The following is a 16,090-nucleotide window of genomic DNA, read 5'->3' on the forward strand; positions in this document are numbered from 1 at the left end:
AATTAATGCCCACGTATGCAGGCATTGATACAAAGATGGTTTAAATTAATGATGAGAATCAATTATTTGTTTACTTTTAATACTAATTTTCGGTCCAAATAATTTTAAGTGATTAAATAATATATTGAGGACTATCGCCATTAAGCAGGTTGAGCTAATACCCGAATGGAACAAGGTTTGGACCCATTTTGGGAAGTCAGAATAGAACGAATGGTCAATAATGGGTACCATTCCTGCAGCAATTGAAGTCGCGACAATAATTAAGTTTTTCTGATCGTTATAATCAATTTTTGCCAGTGTACGGATACCACTCGCGGCTACTGTACCAAATAAAACAAGGCCAGCCCCCCCAAGTACAGGCACAGGAATCGCTGCAATAAAACGCCCCATCACTGGGAGTAATCCAAGTACGACCAGAATTATCCCGCCAGCAGCGACAACATAGCGACTTTTAATCCCTGTTATTGCAACTAAACCAACGTTTTGCGCAAACGCACTTTGCATAAATGAACCAAAGATCGGTGCTGCTGCACTTGATAACATATCTGCGCGTAGACCATCTGAAATACGTTTTGAATCTACATCGGTACCGATAATTTCACCGACTGCAATAATATCAGCTGTAGTCTCAGTCATAATCACGAGGGTAACAATGATCATGGAAAGTATTGCTGTAAACTCAAAGGTCGGCATACCAAATGCAAAGAAGCTAGGAACCTGTAACCAATGACCTTCCCCAACTTTGCTAAAATCACCAAAGCCAAACATAAATGCTAAGACAGTGCCAAGAATAATTGCCAGTAAAATTGAAAGGCGTCGAATTGTGGCACTGCCAGCCATATTCAATATTATGACGATTGCAAGCGTCGCTAACGCTAAACAAATATTTTCAGCACTTCCCCAATCAGGTGCACTTTTATTGCCGCCCATCATCCAACGCACAGCAACTGGCAGGAGTGATAAGCCTATGATTGTAATTACACAGCCTGTAACAACTGGGGGAAAAAATCGAATAATTTTAGAGAAGTAGGGCGCTAAGAAAAACCCTAAAAGTGATGCCACAATGACGGCACCATAGACTGCCTGTAATCCGCCACCTGTGGTGACAATTGCGACCATTGTGGCTACACCAGCAAAAGAGACACCCTGAACCAAGGGCAATTGTGCACCAATATGTTTAACGCCTATGGTTTGTAAAATTGTCGCTAAGCCACCGACAAATAAAGCAGCAGCGATGAGTAGCCCAATTTCCATACCTGATAAGCCTGCAGCCGTACCCACGATCAGAGGAGGCGCTATAATACCACCATACATGGTTAAAACATGTTGTAAGCCATAAGCAGCACTTTTACCAGTACCAAGATATTCATGTTCGGGTGATTGTTGTTGTTCGTGTGCAGTCATAATAAATCCCTCTATATTTTAAATTTGCGAGTGCTCAGCTGCCACGATAGGTGGAGTAGGCATAAGGGCTAATGAGCAAGGGAATGTGATAATGTTGGTGAGCATCGGTTACTGAAAAATGAATGACGGCTTTTGGAAAAAAAGTTGGGATGTTCTGCGCTGAGAAATAAGCTTGCGTCATAAATTCGATGCTGTATTCAGCGACATCAATTTGATCGAGTCCAAAATCTGCTGCTGTCACACGTCCATCAGAATTGGTTTTGGCTATCGCTAATAACTCTCCAGATGCAGAAAAAAGCTTAACTTCAACATTACTTGCAGGACGTCCAAGGTGGGTATCTAAAATATGTGAGCTGATCATGCTTGAATTTCCTGTGAGAGGCGCAGTAAAGCAATTTCTAAAAGTTGGCGATGGACGATTCTTTTTTCAGTCTCAAAATCGTTTAGCAAGCGGTATTCCAATGCTGTCAGAATCTCTTCACTATTCAAACCAGAAGCTTTAATCAGAAAAATAAAACCGAATTTTTTTTCATAGGCCAAGTTGCCTTTATATAACGCATCTAGAACTTCTTGATCATGTGTGATGCGTGCTTGTTCACGCCTTGAAAAAGTTTGTTCTTGTTCTGATAATTCAAGTTTTGCTTTTCTTTCGCCAATCCTTGGGTGTGTATTTAGGGCTGCTAAAATTTCATCCCATGTCCATGTAATGGCATGTTGTTCAGCACACTTTAATAGTCCTTCTCGTGTGTCAAAAGGACCGTGATGAATGATTTCCTCGCCCCATCGTGGGATATGAACACATTGCAATAAAAATGCTTTCTGATGTTCAACAGATGTTTGATTAAATTCTGAAAGCAACACAATTCAAGCCTATACATTGAAACTTTAGGCTTAAATTGCAATAACAATGCCAACGTAGATTTGGTGGAAAAAGTGACTGAAAAAAGATCAAAAGAGTACCTTATAAAGCACTCTTTTTCTCGTGAATGTGAAATTATGGTGCGAAATGATCGATCCAATGTTGCGCAATATCTCCACGACGACAAATCCAAACATGTTCATGAGATTGAACATAGTCTAAGAACTGTTGTAGTGCCTTGAAGCGTCCTGGGCGTCCTAAAAGACGGCAGTGCATTCCAATAGACATCATTTTTGGTGCAGTTTCCCCTTCGGCATACAAGACATCAAAGGCATCCTTTAGATATTGATAAAACTGTTCACCATGATTGAAGCCACCTGCTGAACTAAACTTCATGTCGTTGGTGTCTAGGGTATAAGGAATAATTAAATGCGGATGCTGCTCGCCATTGGGATGGGTGAGCTGTGTCCAAAAAGGTAAATCATCGCCGTAATAATCACAGTCGTATTTGATTTGAGGAAATTCAGTCAAAAGTTGACGTGTGTTGGGACTATCTCGACCTGTGTACCAACCGATTGGGGCTTGTCCGAATAGCGTTTCAAGTACACTAATGGCTTGATCCATATGCTGCCTTTCGGTCTCAATATCCATATTCTGATAATGCAACCAACGTTGACCATGCGATACCACATCGTAATCCGCAGATTTAATTGCTTCGACCACATCTGGATGACGTGCCAAAGCCATTCCCACACCAAAAATAGTCATGGGTAATTGACGTTTCTTGAACTCATTGTGAATACGCCAAAAACCGACTCTTGACCCATACTCATACATTGAATCCATTGACATATGCTTAGCATTAAAACTGGCAGCACCAACGATTTCAGATAAAAATTGCTCTGAACCTTGATCACCGTGCTCAATGTGGTTTTCACCACCTTCTTCATAATTTAAGACAAATTGCACTGCGATACGCGCTTGATTAGGCCAATGAGGATGAGGTGGATTCGCCCCATAACCTCTTAAGTCTCTGGAATAAGGTGCATTTTGAATCGAATCAATAAGCGCCTGTCCGCGTAAGTAAGTACTTGTCACAATGAGTAATCCTTTTATTAATTTTTTAAAATACCACTTGCATATTTTTGAGTTAGGCCCGATATTCAAAGTATAAGGACACGGTTCTGCAGACTCAAAAGTGTTCATCATTCAATGTGGAGGGACGTATTCCAAACAGCAATTGAAGATGTTCGATGCAATTAGATTGCAAGCTACAAACGTGCCAAGATAAAAAGTTTTGCACAAAAATGATTCAGAAGAAGAGTGAGGATGATATTTATGAACATAGAAATCCGTACAGATAAGAATATTCAAAACAGTGAGCGATTAATTGATTATGTACGTGCAGAACTAAATACAGAGTTTCAACGCCATAGTGAAAGAATTACCCATTTTTCGGTTCATTTAAGTGATGAAAATGCCCATAAAGGCGGTGCAGACGATATTCAATGTATGATCGAAGCTCGCCCAGCTGGATTAAAGCCAGTCGTGGTCAATCACAGAGGTCATAATATTGACACAGCGATTCATGGTGCGATTGACCGATTAAAGCGTAGTCTTGAACATGTATTCGAGAAAAAAGAGAACCCTCGTGGAGCACCCATCCAACTGAAAGAAGATGAAGTGGATGTGGAATAGCAAAAAGCCCTTCGGGGCTTTTTTTTTGAATAAAATTTTGAATGAACAGTTTTGATTTATTTAATTGAATAATGATCTGCATTATTAGGCATAATGTCGTTATAGATAAATAGTAGAGAAAGTAAATGCTAACAGCACATCAACAAGTGTTTTTACAGGCCTTAGAAGAATTAGACCTAGCACAGGTACAGCGCCTGTTAGCAGAAGGTTTAGATCCAAACTTTATCGCAGGAGAGAAAGGCCCTGCGGTTTCTGTGTGGTCAGACACTTTATTTCAATGGTGGGAGGAAATTTGTGAAGCGTATGAGCAAGGAAACGCGCTTTCAACAGAAGAAAAACAACAGAAATTACAAGTACATCTTGATATTCTAGATGCACTGATTGCAGCGAAAGCTAATTTCCATTTATGGGATGCAGAGGAATGTTACGGTCCACTTTGGGATGCTGCGAGTGCTGCATGTGTGCCTGCAGTTCAACGCTTACTTGATCATCAAGTTGATCCTAATACCAAAGATGAAGAGGGGAATACCATTCTGAGTTCAATTAGTGATTTATTTTTCGACTGCGATTTTGATACCATTGATTGGTCACAGGCTTTACCGGAAGAACGTGAGACACTCGAGTTATTACGTAGCCGTGGCGCAAAAATGACGAAAGAATTAAATTAATTTGGGTGCCCCATGACAAAATTAAAACAACTGAGCTTGATACTTTGCTCAACCGCGAGTGTAAGTGCGATGGCTGCAGATTTTGCCTTCGATCGACCTGGTACGAGTTTCAGCACAGGCATTACGCCCGTAGGTCAATTGGCATGGGAGCAGGGACTTCCAACTGCACAGTATGTTGAAAGTACCGAAAATGGTTTTAAAAATAAATCATTGCGACTCAATGCTGATGTCCTGTTGCGTACGGGATTGAGTAAGAATACTGAGCTTCAATTGGGTTGGGATGGCCCAGCGTGGGAGCGGACCCGAATCCAAAATCGAACTGATGACCATGATGGTTTAGGTGATGTTTCTGTTGGGATTAAGCATCACGTTGACTTACAAGATGATCAACTGAAAATGGCAATTTTGGCACAAGCTAAAATTGCAACAGGAAATGATCGTTTTACTTATGTTGATGATATTTATACTTTGGGCTCATCTGTTGAGTATCAATATAACGATACTGTAACGACAGGAATAGGAATGTTCTATTCGGCTCAAAATAGTGACTGGTCGGTGACTGCTGTACCTACTATTGGGTATAAAATCGTGGGTAATTTATCGGGCTATTCTGAAGCAGTATTTACCAAGAAAGAAAGCCAAGAGCGAGAGTATGGACTGGCATCTGGTTTAATCTATGCGTTGAATGATCGTGCGCAGTTAGATGCAAGTATCGGTGTAGACCTAAGTGGATCCGATCGAAGTTATCATGGTGGATTGGGTGTCTCATACTTATTCTAAATGAATAAAAAAGGAGTAGCTTACGCTACTCTTTTTTATGTTTACTTCAGTTTTGATTCAATCAGTCTTTATCCAAACGATGGGCAAACTCTGCGATATCGGTCAAAGCTTGCTTTGCTTCATCAAACCAAGCGCTAAACATTTGGAAGTTATGCCACATACCGGTGTATAACTTAAACTCAACATCTACTCCAGCTGCTTTAGCCTTTTCTTCAAATCGCGTAGAGTCGTCTAACAAAATTTCTTTTGAACCCACCTGAACCAATGTCGGTGGCAATCCTTTGAGATCTCCAAAAATTGGGGAAATTTCGGGAATTGAGACATCTACACCTTTAGGAACATAATGATTTATGCCTGCTTCTAAAGCTTCAATTGACAATAAAGCATCATGCTTTTGATTGTAGCGTAGAGATTCACTGGTCAAAGTTAAGTCAAGAAAGGGTGACATTAAAATCAAGCCACTTGGAAGAAGTTTTGGATTTTCTTCTTTTAAACGTAAAGCCAGTGCAAGGGCTAAATTGGCACCACAAGAATCGCCAGATAAAATAATATCTTTCGGTTGAGCACCTTGCTCTACCAATAATTGGTACACATCATAGATTGCTTCTCCGAGATCTGGGAAACGTTGTTCAGGTGAAAGAGGGTAGTCGATATGTAGCACTTGCATTTGAGTCCGAAGTGCCATTTCAGTCATCAATGCGCGATGTGTATTTAACGATCCTAAAAAGAATGCGCCACCATGAATGTGAAAAATGAGCTGAGTCGTTTCAGGTTGAGGCAAAATTTCTTCGGCACGAATACCTGCGATTCTTAGTTTTCGAATACTGACATCTTTGGACTGTGGAAAAACACGCGTCATCTGCTCTAAGGCAACACGAAGTACGGTGGGGGGAAGATTAAAGCGACTCGGAAAGCGAAGACTCGTTTTTAAAAAAGACTCTGTTATGTATTGTTTCAAAACCGGATTGATCTTCATTGTTTTTCCATATTAATGAAATTATGTTTATTATCAGCACACAGCATTACAATGGTACACTAAATAGTCACATTCAAAAATTGCTTAAATGTTATCAATTTTTAATAATATTAAAGTCAATTCAGCAAGGGAAACAAAAAACAATGAAAAAAATTGCACTAGCGTTAGGATTACTCGCTTCAGCAGTATTTGCAAATGCTGCAGATCCACTCAATGGTACCGTGTGGAATACGATTGATGAGAAAACTAAAAAAGCTAAAGCTTTTGTAAAATTCACTGAACAGCCAAACGGAACATTGAATGCAACGATTCAGAGTGTTGTCACACCGGGTCAAGAAAATTCATGTACGAACTGTGAAGGTCCCTATCACAAGAAATCTTTAAAAGGTTTAACCATTGTGAAGGGTCTTAAAAATGTAGGTGGAACGAATTACGATGGTGGTTCAATCTTAGATCCACAATCTGGAAAAACTTACAAATTGAAGGGTTCATTGAAAGACGGTGGTCAAAAGCTTGAACTTCGTGGTTTCATCGGTGTATCAGCGCTTGGTCGTAACCAAACGTGGGTACGCGTGAACTAATTTCAGATTCATAAAAAAGCCGAGTAGTTGCTCGGCTTTTTTATTTCTTATTTCTTTAATGCTTTTATCGCATTCTCATCAAAACCAACTACATAGCCTGATTCAGTAGTGATCACTGGTCTTTTAATAAGGCTCGTATGTGTAGTCAGTGCTTCAATCAAACCTTGTTCAGATGCAAGGGCAGTTTGTTGATCTTCCTCAGACAATTTACGCCAAGTCGTTCCCTTTTTATTGAGGACAAGTTCAGCACCAAGATCCTTTAGCCATTTTTGTACTGTTTCAGCATCAATACCTTGTTTCTTATAATCGTGGAACTCATAACTAAGCCCCAACTCATTGAGTAAATCGAATGCTTTCTTCATCGAGTTGCAATTTTTAATACCGTAAACTTTAATCATCTCTAACAGTCTTATTCATTGTGATCAGTCTAGAGCTTAGCAAAATTTACGCAAAAACATAAATGTGATCAGAATATTTTAAATAGGTTTGAAATCTACAGTGTGGCTTCATGGTGGTTATCAATAAAATGGTGGAAAATTTCTTATCTTAAAATTTGTATTGATCTTTTAAATAGAGAAAACCCGCATTAAATCATCCTGATCATGCGGGTCTCAATTCAACGTCCAATGTCTTCATCCTTGGAAAATAAACCGAAATTTATTTTCTTTTCATCCTACGGCTTCCAATCCCTATTGTCATCCTGACATGTCCCTGTGCCGTGCGACAATAATGCACTGAATTAGTCGGAATAAAAATACGTTAACACGACAAGATTTGTGAGCAATTAGCGTACATTTAGTAAACAGTTGTTCACTCAGTTTGCACGGCACTAAATTTTATAATCGATAATGACAGGGGCATGATCGCTAAACCACGTTTCTTTATATACCCATGCATTCACAGTACGATCTTTCCAATCTGGTGAGCAAGCTTGATAGTCAATCCGCCAACCCACGTTCTTGGCACGGGCTTGTCCTCGGTTTGACCACCATGAATAAAGTTCTGCTTCTTTACGCACTTCACGGAAGGTATCGACATAGCCTAAATCATCATAAATATGATCGAGCCATGCACGTTCATGTGGTAAACAACCTGAAGCTTTTTGATTGCCTGACCAGTTCTTAATATCAATGCGTTTATGTACGATATTGTAGTCACCGCAAACAATCACAGATTTACCTTCATCACGCCATTGTTTTAAGATCAGCTTATATTCATTTAGAAAGTGATCTTTACGTGCTTGTGCTTCTTCACCAGAAGAACCTGATGGTAAATAGAGTGAGCAAATATGAGCTGTTTTCTCTAAGCCTAGATCAAATTCTGCTGAGATAAAACGACCTTGTGAATCAGCCAATTCAAAACCCAGACCATCGGTAACTGAGATAAACGGCAAACGACTATAGATTGCGGTACCAGCATAGCCAGGACGCTCAGCTGGGAATAGGTGTGTATACCAACCTTCTGGCTTAAATTTATCTGTCCATTGTTCGTGTGTAATACGGGATTCTTGCATGCAAATGACATCGGCATCTGAAGTTGCCATCCAGTCAAAAATTCCTTTTTTTTCTGCAGAACGAAGACCATTTACGTTGATTGATACGACACGTAAAATTTTTTGATCACTAGGATAGCTACTCTTTGGTATCATGCTCGAGTTTAACCTCAATTTAATAAATGGAGCACCTCATGACAGCGCAAGCGGCATTTAATCCACAAGCTTTTATCGAACTGGCATTATCACGTGGTGTGCTTAAATTTGGTGAGTTTACTTTAAAATCAGGTCGTGTGAGTCCTTATTTTTTTAACGCCGGTTTGTTAAATGACGGTGAAGCCTTAACTGGCTTGGCTTCTGGCTATGCAGCAAAGTTAACTGAATGCGAACACGTTGAAGTGATATTTGGCCCTGCATATAAAGGGATTCCATTTGTAGCTGCAACGGCTGTAGCATTGTCACAAAACCACGGTGTAAGTGTACCTTGGGGCTTCAACCGTAAAGAAGCTAAAGATCACGGTGAGGGTGGTGTGCTTGTGGGTGCTTCGGTAGAAGGTAAAAAAGTGTGGATCATTGATGATGTGATCACTGCGGGTACAGCCATTCGTGAAGTTGTGACCATTTTAAAAAATGCAGGCGCGCAAATTGCCGGTGTATTGGTAGCACTTGATCGTCAAGAAAAAGGTCAGGGTGAATTGTCTGCGATTCAAGAAGTTCAAAAAGAGCTTGAAATTCCTGTGCATGCGCTTATCACAATGAAAGATTTAATGGATTACTTAGATGCTAAAGGCGACAAAGATGCTTTAGCGAAAATGGAAGCGTACCGTGTGAAGTACGGAATTTAAGACTTATAAAGTTCTACTTAATATTAATGTGAAACATTGCTTAATAAATAAGCGTGGAACGTGAAGAATCTATAAAAAAGCCCAGATCTATAGGTCTGGGTTTTTATATCGATATAAGTTGTTGATTTGTATTTAATAAAAAATCATTTCGTATAAGGTGTATTATGTTAATTTTAGGAAATCTAAATACTCTTTTGATTCACACGCTTTGAAAGCTCTTCTGCACTTTCTACACGTTCAGAGTAACGGTCAGTGAGATATGAGGACTGTCCTCTGGTTAAAAGCGTAAATTTATAAAGTTCTTCCATCACATCGACAATCCTCATGTAATAAGAAGAAGGCTTCATACGACCATCCTCTTCAAACTCTAGAAATGCTTTAGGGACTGAGGACTGATTTGGTATCGTGATCATACGCATCCAACGCCCTAAAATACGTAATTGATTTACAGCATTAAAGGATTGCGAACCTCCACAAACTTGCATTACAGCTAAGGTTTTACCTTGCGTTGCACGGATTGCACCCGCTGCTAATGGAATCCAATCAATTTGAGCTTTCAATATCGAACTCATTGAGCCATGACGCTCAGGAGAGCACCACACCATGCCTTCTGACCATGCTAAGAGTTCATGGAGTTCCTTAACCTTTGGATGTTGCATATCACCATCTTCAGGGAGGGGTAGCCCTTTTGGATGGAAGATTTTCACTTCCGCACCAAAATATTCAAGGATTCGACCAGCTTCCTGAACAGCTAAACGGCTATATGATCTATCACGATTTGAGCCATACAAAAGCAGTATTCTTGGTGGATGTTTAAGGTTCTTTGCCTGAACTTTTTCTAAAGTCGGTTTTTCTAAAAGACTAGGATCAATATTCGGTAGGTTCATTCGACTCATGCCTCTTTAAACACTTTTTTTCTCAGCCATAGCGAAACTGTCACTAAGGCAATCAATACAGGAACTTCAACAAGCGGACCAATCACGGTTGTGAAAGCCACAGGTGAAGCTAATCCAAAAGTGGCAATCGCTACAGCCAGTGCTAATTCAAAATTGTTGCCTGCCGCAGTAAAGGAAATAGCAGTTGTTTTAGGATAATCGTTACCCATCCACTTACTCATAAAGAAGCTGATGAAGAACATCGCAACAAAGTAAATTGTCAAAGGAATAGCGATCCTAAGTACATCTAGAGGAAGGCTAACCACTTCACCACCTTTAAGACTGAACATGGCTACAATCGTGAATAAAAGGGCAATAAGGCTGATTGGGCTAATCTTTGGGATAAATTTATCCTGATACCAAGCCAAACCATTCTTTTTAACCAAAATCAGTCGGGTTAAAAACCCAAGTAAGAACGGAATACCTAGATAAATAAGAACAGCATGGGTAATTGTCCAAAAGCTCACATGAATGATTTGTGCTTCTACCCCAAAGAATGGTGGTAAGAAGGTTAAGAATAACCAGGCATAAGTACTAAAGAATAAGATCTGGAAGATACTGTTAAACGCGACTAAGGCAGCGACATATTGATTATCCCCACATGCCAGATCGTTCCAGACGAGGACCATCGCAATACATCGGGCTAAGCCTATGAGAATTAGGCCAGTCATGTATTCAGGATAGGCATGTAAAAAAATGATTGCCAAACCAAACATTAAGCAAGGTGCTATTAGCCAGTTTTGAACGAGAGATAATGTAAGGGTTCGCTTGTCCTCAAAGACTTTAGGCAAAGTCGCATAGTCTACTTTGGCAAGTGGTGGATACATCATCAAAATAAGCCCTATTGCGATAGGGATATTCACTGAATTAATGCTTAATTGATCGAGTACCACAGATGCTTGAGGAAAAAATACACCAATACCTACTCCTAATGCCATGGCAATGAAAATCCATAGCGTTAGATTTCGATCTAAGAATGAGAGCTTTGATCCGGACATTGAATTACTCGCATTGCATAGAGATAGATAAGTTGCTTGCAGGTTTATTCAGTATTTCATCATTTAAGACATTGAGCACTGCATTTACCCATTCTGGTAAATCAGGATTTAATCGGTAATACACCCATTGTCCCTTGCGCTCATCTAGCAAAATTGAGAGGTTACGGAGTAAAGCCAAGTGACGAGAAATTTTGGGTTGGCTCAGTTGTAAGATCTCTGTGATTTCACAAACACATACATTCTGTCTTTCTAAAATAATTTTTAAAATATCCAAACGTGTCGGGTCAGATAGGCATTTAAAGAAATCTGCTTGATCCATCATCTACACTCTAATATATGCTATTGCGAATATACGCATATCCATATATAAATGCAATATTATTAAGTTCTGAGTTAATCCAATGTCATCGAAAGTTAAGATCTATCACAACCCAGCTTGCGGAACATCAAGAAATACACTAGCTCTCATTCGAAATACAGGAGAAGAACCTGAAATTATTGAATACCTTCTTACTCCTCCGAGTAAGATTGAACTCATTAATTTAATTGAAAAAGCAGGGATTTCTGTACGTGAATCCATTCGTAAAAATGTAGAACCCTTTGAAACGCTCAAGTTGGATCAGCAGCACTGGACAAATGAACAGCTCATTAATTTTATGGTTGAGTATCCAATTTTAATTAACCGTCCATTTGTAGTGACTGAATTAGGTGTAAAACTATGTAGACCATCTGAACTCGTTTTAGATATTTTATCTGCACCTCAAATAGGTGCTTTTACTAAAGAAGATGGTCAAATCATCATAGATAAAGATGGTAAGCGGATTAAATAAATCCGCCTCATTTAACATAATAGAGCTTATGCGAAATGCAATTAAAATAATTATTTAAAATCAATTGCTTAAAAATTTTCAACCACCCTGAAAAACAGCAAAAAACCGATTTTGAAACATGTCGGTTTCTTTTTGAACAAATCTGTCATTTTTCGCCAATAAAATTGATTATTTTTTAATCAATTTTAACTTTTTCTGAATTCAATCAAGGCCCGTGCTGGTTAAAATATCCACAATTTCTGCGGACAACTGTTGGGATAGATTAATAAACATTGAATAAATACTGGGCAGTTAGATGAAAGTTAAATGGTGAATAAAATTAAAACTCCGATTTTTTACATAAATTTACAGAGAATTAGTCATTTATAATCAAAATACTCAAGTGTACCGGGGAGTACATTTATTTAATTTAGGGATGTTTAAAGATGACTTTCATTAAATCTGCACTTACAGCTGCTGTTATGTTAACTACTGTTCAAGCTTTCGCTCAAGCTCCAGTTGCTGCATCAGCTACAACAGAAACTAAAGTAGTGGCTGCTGATACTGCTGCTGCTTCAGAAGCTCAAGCTACTGTTGAAACTAAAACTGCTGCTGCATCTGAAGCTAAGGCTCCAGCTGCGCAATAAGTTTGATTGTTATAAAAGAAGCCCAAACTTTTAGTTTGGGCTTCTTTTTTTTGATTCTAAAAAATTTCGCATAAGAGATTTATGTTAAATGGGAGGGAGGGAGCAAAATAAGTTAACATTTTGCTTCCGACCACATTAAGCTAGAGTTTTATTTAAATAAAGCTATTTAGTAATCATTAAATTAATTAAAATCTAAATCTAACACCAGCTCCATATAACCAACCTTTCTCAGAGTTTGATTCTATTTGCCACGACGTTTCATCATTACCTTTTGAATACTCATAGGCAATGTCGATATACGGCATGATCTTTTTACTGATTTCATAGCGAGTTTCAAGCCCTGCGGTTGCACTGCTTAAACCAGTTTTTTTCGCATATTTAGAGTCATCACTAAAGATCGCATCCAACTCTAAATAAGTTTGAATAATCAACTTTTGGGTAATCAGAAAATCACGTTCCGTTTCTAGACTAAAGCCCGCATAACTGTCTTCTCCTGCATAGAGATAAGCATCAGTTTCAAAGAAATATGGTGCCATACCATGTAAGCCAATCACTGCATCAACATTTTCTTCGGTGTCTTTGCGATGATCATCGAGTTCAACTTTTTCACTGCGATAACGTGCACCAATCTGTGCATCCCAAAAGTCTGAAATCATACGGCTATATAAAAGTTTGGCATCATAATGTGCATCATGCGATTCTTCTTTATCGGCATGAACTTTAATAAAAACCTTATTTTCATCTGTGCCGATACGGCTTTCAAACTCTGACTTTAAACCGCCTGTGCCATCTTCATTGACAAACCACTTATTATCCACCGTCGTAATCGCATAAATTTGCGCACCGTGTTCTGAGCGATGATCATAATGCGAACTCTGCTGAGTATTCGCATCTGGTACATGATGTAAATGATTAACCGTAGATGTTGCCTGATGTTGTGCATGATTCATCTCAGACATGGCTTGATGATTCATTGATGGCATATTTTTCCCATTATTCTGAGTGGTTGAATGATGCCCTTCGTGCGCCACACTTAAGGTCGTTAAACTCAATACCGCAACAGAAAAAATCGCTTTCAATACAAAATTAGTGATGTGCATGTTCAGCTCCTTTTTGCTCAGTTACTTGGTGAGTTTGAGTCGAATTTGTACCTTGAATTGGCATTGTAGATACTTGTTCATCGCTAACATTCGCCACGATTAACTTGTTCATCATCCCCGCACTCATGTGATACAACAAATGACAATGGATTGCCCATTCACCCAATTCATCCGCAGTTAATAAAGCCGTAACTGTTTTACCCGGTGGTACGATCAATGTGTGTTTATTTGGCATATCTACCGACTCTTGACCATTCTCCAACTGCATAAACATACCGTGTAAATGCATCGGGTGCGCCATCATACTGTCATTAATAAATTTGATACGGATACGCTCGCCATATTTCACTTTTAAAGGCTCAGCATCACTAAATTTTTTACCGTTAATGGTCCAAATATAACGTTCCATAGTACCGCCCAAACGCACGACCAATTCACTGCTGGCTTCACGAGTATCTTTTTGCGGCTCTAACGATTTTAAATCGCTATATTGCAAGGCTTTGTTACCTGCAGGTGTAGAGGCATTTGCCCAACCATAAACCACTTGATCATTTTTTTGCGGTTTTACTGCGCTATGCTGTGAATGATCCGTGCCTTTCATATCGCCATGGTTCATTTTCGAATGATCCATTCCTGAATGATCACCACCACCATGTCCCATATCTTCCATAGTCAAAAGCGAGCGTGAACGTGGCTGAGGCATATGAATGCCGTGTGTTACAGGATTTAGTTCATTGTGTAGCGTACCAATCGCATAACCTGAACGGTCAATTGACTCAGCTTCAATTTGATAATGTCCACCTTTTGGCTCCACAATCACATCATAAGTTTCAGCCGTACCAATACGGAATTCATCTACAGAAATGGGTTTCACAGGCTGACCATCAGCACTAACCACAGTCATTTTCAAGTTAGGAATACGGACATCGTAGAAAGACATCGCAGATGCATTCACAAAACGTAGGCGAATTTTTTCATTCGGTTTAAACATTCCTGTCCAATTTTGTTCAGGTGTTTTGCCATTAATGAGGAAGGTATAACCTGTAACATCCGACATGTCGGTTTTTAGCATACGCATCTGATTCCACATTTTGCGGTCAGACCATGTCGCTTTTATACCATCACGTTTAACCTGCTTCCAAACATCACCCAAGGTTTCACGCTGATCTTGATAATATTCAGCTGAAATTTTAAGATCTTTCTGAATTTGATCACTGGTTTTTTCATGAAAATCTGACAACATCACCACATAGTCACGTTCAGCTTTTTCATGTGCTGCCAATGGTGTTTTACCTTTTGGATAAATCACAAAAGAACCATATAAGCCGTCTTGTTCCTGTCCTTTAGAATGAGCGTGATACCAATAAGTCCCGCTTTGGCGAATCTTGAATTTATAAACATACTCGCTTTGAGGCTTAATACCGTTAAAACCATTAAATCCTGGTACACCATCCATAATGCCCGGCAACAACAGTCCGTGCCAATGAATAGAAGAATCTTGGTTTTTTAAATTATTATTCACGCGAATGATGGCTTCATCACCCTCTTCAAACTCAAGCAAAGGCGCAGGAAATTGACCATTTACGGTAATGCGCTTTACAGGCTTTCCAGTTGGGCTGACCACTGCTTCATCAATAACAAGCTGATATTCACGCACTTCGGCAAAAACCAAAGGCGACGATGCAAAACAAATACCTGCTAATAGGTACGAACTAATTTTATGAGACATAACTTAACCTTAATTTTTGAAAAATAAATAAATTTTAAAAAAATTGGTTAAGTTTTAGGAGGACGTGAAATTTCTTGCCAATACCCATTTAGATATTGGTTGAGGTAATAAAAATTAGGCTGATCTATAGAATAGAAGGTATCTAGGGGATCTAGCGAGCTTTGCAAAGAATGAAGACATGAGATCTGTGTCTGGCAGGATAAGCTAGAACATTCCTGACACTTTTTGTGATCTATATTCTGATTAATAGCTAAATGATTATGGCAATCGGTATTCGTTTGTACTTCGTGATTAATACCATGTTGAGTGACTTGCTGTGCTTGATCTAAACAATGATCTTGGCTCATTTCAGTTTGCATATTGATATGCATTATCTTTACTGATGCAACAGACACACTACTCCATCCTATGGCAAAAACCATAAGAAAACAAAACCAAAGTTTTTTGGAGAGAAGAGTCAACACGAATGCTATCTAGGAATAGAATTTAATCCAAAATATCTTAACGGAATTTCAACTATTTACAACTCAATATAATTTAGTAGTTTCTCTAAAATTAACATAATACAC

The 16,090-nt window shown here is 39.0% G+C and carries 20 protein-coding genes; 7 read left to right on the forward strand and 13 right to left on the reverse strand.

From position 1 onward, the window contains the following. Window positions 1–45: 45 nt before the first annotated feature. The 4 genes from AC1M9K_RS06090 to puuE all read right to left on the reverse strand — a co-directional run bounded on the left by AC1M9K_RS06090 (window position 46) and on the right by puuE (window position 3,361). Complete coding sequence (locus AC1M9K_RS06090; protein WP_481588785.1) at window positions 46–1,404, reverse strand: nucleobase:cation symporter-2 family protein; 1,359 nt, start codon at window positions 1,402–1,404, stop codon at window positions 46–48. Between the two features lie 34 nt (window positions 1,405–1,438). Further along, window positions 1,439–1,765: a hydroxyisourate hydrolase gene (gene uraH, locus AC1M9K_RS06095; protein WP_481588786.1), complete on the reverse strand. Its 327-nt coding sequence runs from the start codon at window positions 1,763–1,765 to the stop codon at window positions 1,439–1,441. After that, window positions 1,762–2,265 (reverse strand): 2-oxo-4-hydroxy-4-carboxy-5-ureidoimidazoline decarboxylase, encoded by a 504-nt coding sequence (gene uraD, locus AC1M9K_RS06100; RefSeq protein WP_481588787.1) that lies wholly within the window; start codon window positions 2,263–2,265, stop codon window positions 1,762–1,764. The genes uraH and uraD overlap by 4 nt, the downstream gene beginning before the upstream one ends. A 133-nt stretch (window positions 2,266–2,398) precedes the next feature. Then, window positions 2,399–3,361 (reverse strand): allantoinase PuuE, encoded by a 963-nt coding sequence (gene puuE, locus AC1M9K_RS06105; protein ID WP_481588788.1) that lies wholly within the window; start codon window positions 3,359–3,361, stop codon window positions 2,399–2,401. Window positions 3,362–3,601: 240 nt separating this feature from the next. Between puuE and AC1M9K_RS06110 the strand changes: the two genes are divergently transcribed. From AC1M9K_RS06110 to AC1M9K_RS06120, 3 genes are all read left to right on the forward strand, one after another. Further along, window positions 3,602–3,961 (forward strand): HPF/RaiA family ribosome-associated protein, encoded by a 360-nt coding sequence (locus tag AC1M9K_RS06110; protein WP_035264715.1) that lies wholly within the window; start codon window positions 3,602–3,604, stop codon window positions 3,959–3,961. 125 nt (window positions 3,962–4,086) lie between these two features. Beyond that, window positions 4,087–4,629, forward strand: coding sequence for an ankyrin repeat domain-containing protein (locus AC1M9K_RS06115; RefSeq protein WP_035264700.1), 543 nt, complete (start codon window positions 4,087–4,089; stop codon window positions 4,627–4,629). A gap of 12 nt (window positions 4,630–4,641) precedes the next feature. Beyond that, window positions 4,642–5,409, forward strand: a complete 768-nt coding sequence (locus AC1M9K_RS06120; RefSeq protein WP_481588789.1) for a transporter — start codon at window positions 4,642–4,644, stop codon at window positions 5,407–5,409. 61 nt (window positions 5,410–5,470) lie between these two features. Here AC1M9K_RS06120 and AC1M9K_RS06125 read toward each other — a convergent pair whose 3' ends face one another. Continuing rightward, window positions 5,471–6,385 carry an alpha/beta hydrolase gene (locus tag AC1M9K_RS06125; RefSeq protein ID WP_035264694.1) on the reverse strand — a complete coding sequence of 305 codons (915 nt, stop codon included), beginning with the start codon at window positions 6,383–6,385 and terminating at the stop codon, window positions 5,471–5,473. A 143-nt stretch (window positions 6,386–6,528) separates the two neighbouring features. Here AC1M9K_RS06125 and AC1M9K_RS06130 point away from each other — a divergent pair, with 143 nt between their 5' ends. Further along, entirely contained in the window at window positions 6,529–6,966 is a 438-nt protein-coding gene (locus AC1M9K_RS06130; protein WP_035264927.1) for a DUF2147 domain-containing protein, read from the forward strand. A gap of 47 nt (window positions 6,967–7,013) precedes the next feature. Here AC1M9K_RS06130 and AC1M9K_RS06135 read toward each other — a convergent pair whose 3' ends face one another. Next, window positions 7,014–7,364: a Spx/MgsR family RNA polymerase-binding regulatory protein gene (locus AC1M9K_RS06135; RefSeq protein WP_481588790.1), complete on the reverse strand. Its 351-nt coding sequence runs from the start codon at window positions 7,362–7,364 to the stop codon at window positions 7,014–7,016. A 431-nt stretch (window positions 7,365–7,795) separates the two neighbouring features. Beyond that, complete coding sequence (locus AC1M9K_RS06140) at window positions 7,796–8,614, reverse strand: exodeoxyribonuclease III (RefSeq protein ID WP_481588791.1); 819 nt, start codon at window positions 8,612–8,614, stop codon at window positions 7,796–7,798. 38 nt (window positions 8,615–8,652) lie between these two features. Here AC1M9K_RS06140 and pyrE point away from each other — a divergent pair, with 38 nt between their 5' ends. Then, window positions 8,653–9,303, forward strand: coding sequence for an orotate phosphoribosyltransferase (gene pyrE / locus AC1M9K_RS06145; protein WP_481586886.1), 651 nt, complete (start codon window positions 8,653–8,655; stop codon window positions 9,301–9,303). A gap of 182 nt (window positions 9,304–9,485) precedes the next feature. On the opposite strand, the gene arsH is transcribed toward pyrE, so the two are convergent. The 3 genes from arsH to AC1M9K_RS06160 are packed head-to-tail and all read right to left on the reverse strand — an operon-like array spanning window position 9,486 to window position 11,555. Next, window positions 9,486–10,190: an arsenical resistance protein ArsH gene (gene arsH / locus AC1M9K_RS06150; RefSeq protein ID WP_481586963.1), complete on the reverse strand. Its 705-nt coding sequence runs from the start codon at window positions 10,188–10,190 to the stop codon at window positions 9,486–9,488. Window positions 10,191–10,195: 5 nt separating this feature from the next. Continuing rightward, window positions 10,196–11,236 carry an ACR3 family arsenite efflux transporter gene (gene arsB, locus AC1M9K_RS06155; protein WP_481586885.1) on the reverse strand — a complete coding sequence of 347 codons (1,041 nt, stop codon included), beginning with the start codon at window positions 11,234–11,236 and terminating at the stop codon, window positions 10,196–10,198. Window positions 11,237–11,240: 4 nt separating this feature from the next. Continuing rightward, window positions 11,241–11,555: an ArsR/SmtB family transcription factor gene (locus AC1M9K_RS06160; protein ID WP_481588850.1), complete on the reverse strand. Its 315-nt coding sequence runs from the start codon at window positions 11,553–11,555 to the stop codon at window positions 11,241–11,243. 82 nt (window positions 11,556–11,637) lie between these two features. Between AC1M9K_RS06160 and arsC the strand changes: the two genes are divergently transcribed. Beyond that, entirely contained in the window at window positions 11,638–12,066 is a 429-nt protein-coding gene (gene arsC, locus AC1M9K_RS06165; protein WP_481588792.1) for an arsenate reductase (glutaredoxin), read from the forward strand. 425 nt (window positions 12,067–12,491) lie between these two features. Next, window positions 12,492–12,692: a hypothetical protein gene (locus AC1M9K_RS06170; protein ID WP_481588793.1), complete on the forward strand. Its 201-nt coding sequence runs from the start codon at window positions 12,492–12,494 to the stop codon at window positions 12,690–12,692. A 185-nt stretch (window positions 12,693–12,877) separates the two neighbouring features. On the opposite strand, the gene AC1M9K_RS06175 is transcribed toward AC1M9K_RS06170, so the two are convergent. From AC1M9K_RS06175 to AC1M9K_RS06185, 3 genes are read right to left on the reverse strand one after another with little or no spacing between them, the layout of a single operon-like run. Next, window positions 12,878–13,792 (reverse strand): copper resistance protein B, encoded by a 915-nt coding sequence (locus AC1M9K_RS06175; protein WP_481588794.1) that lies wholly within the window; start codon window positions 13,790–13,792, stop codon window positions 12,878–12,880. Continuing rightward, complete coding sequence (locus AC1M9K_RS06180; RefSeq protein WP_481588795.1) at window positions 13,779–15,521, reverse strand: multicopper oxidase domain-containing protein; 1,743 nt, start codon at window positions 15,519–15,521, stop codon at window positions 13,779–13,781. Before AC1M9K_RS06180 ends, AC1M9K_RS06175 begins: the two co-directional genes overlap by 14 nt. 47 nt (window positions 15,522–15,568) lie before the next feature. Next, on the reverse strand, window positions 15,569–15,892 hold the full coding sequence (locus tag AC1M9K_RS06185; protein WP_228710161.1) for a hypothetical protein: 324 nt from the start codon (window positions 15,890–15,892) through the stop codon (window positions 15,569–15,571). Between the last annotated feature and the right edge of the window lie 198 nt (window positions 15,893–16,090).

This window comes from Acinetobacter sp. 24-47-67, from assembly GCF_056779735.1.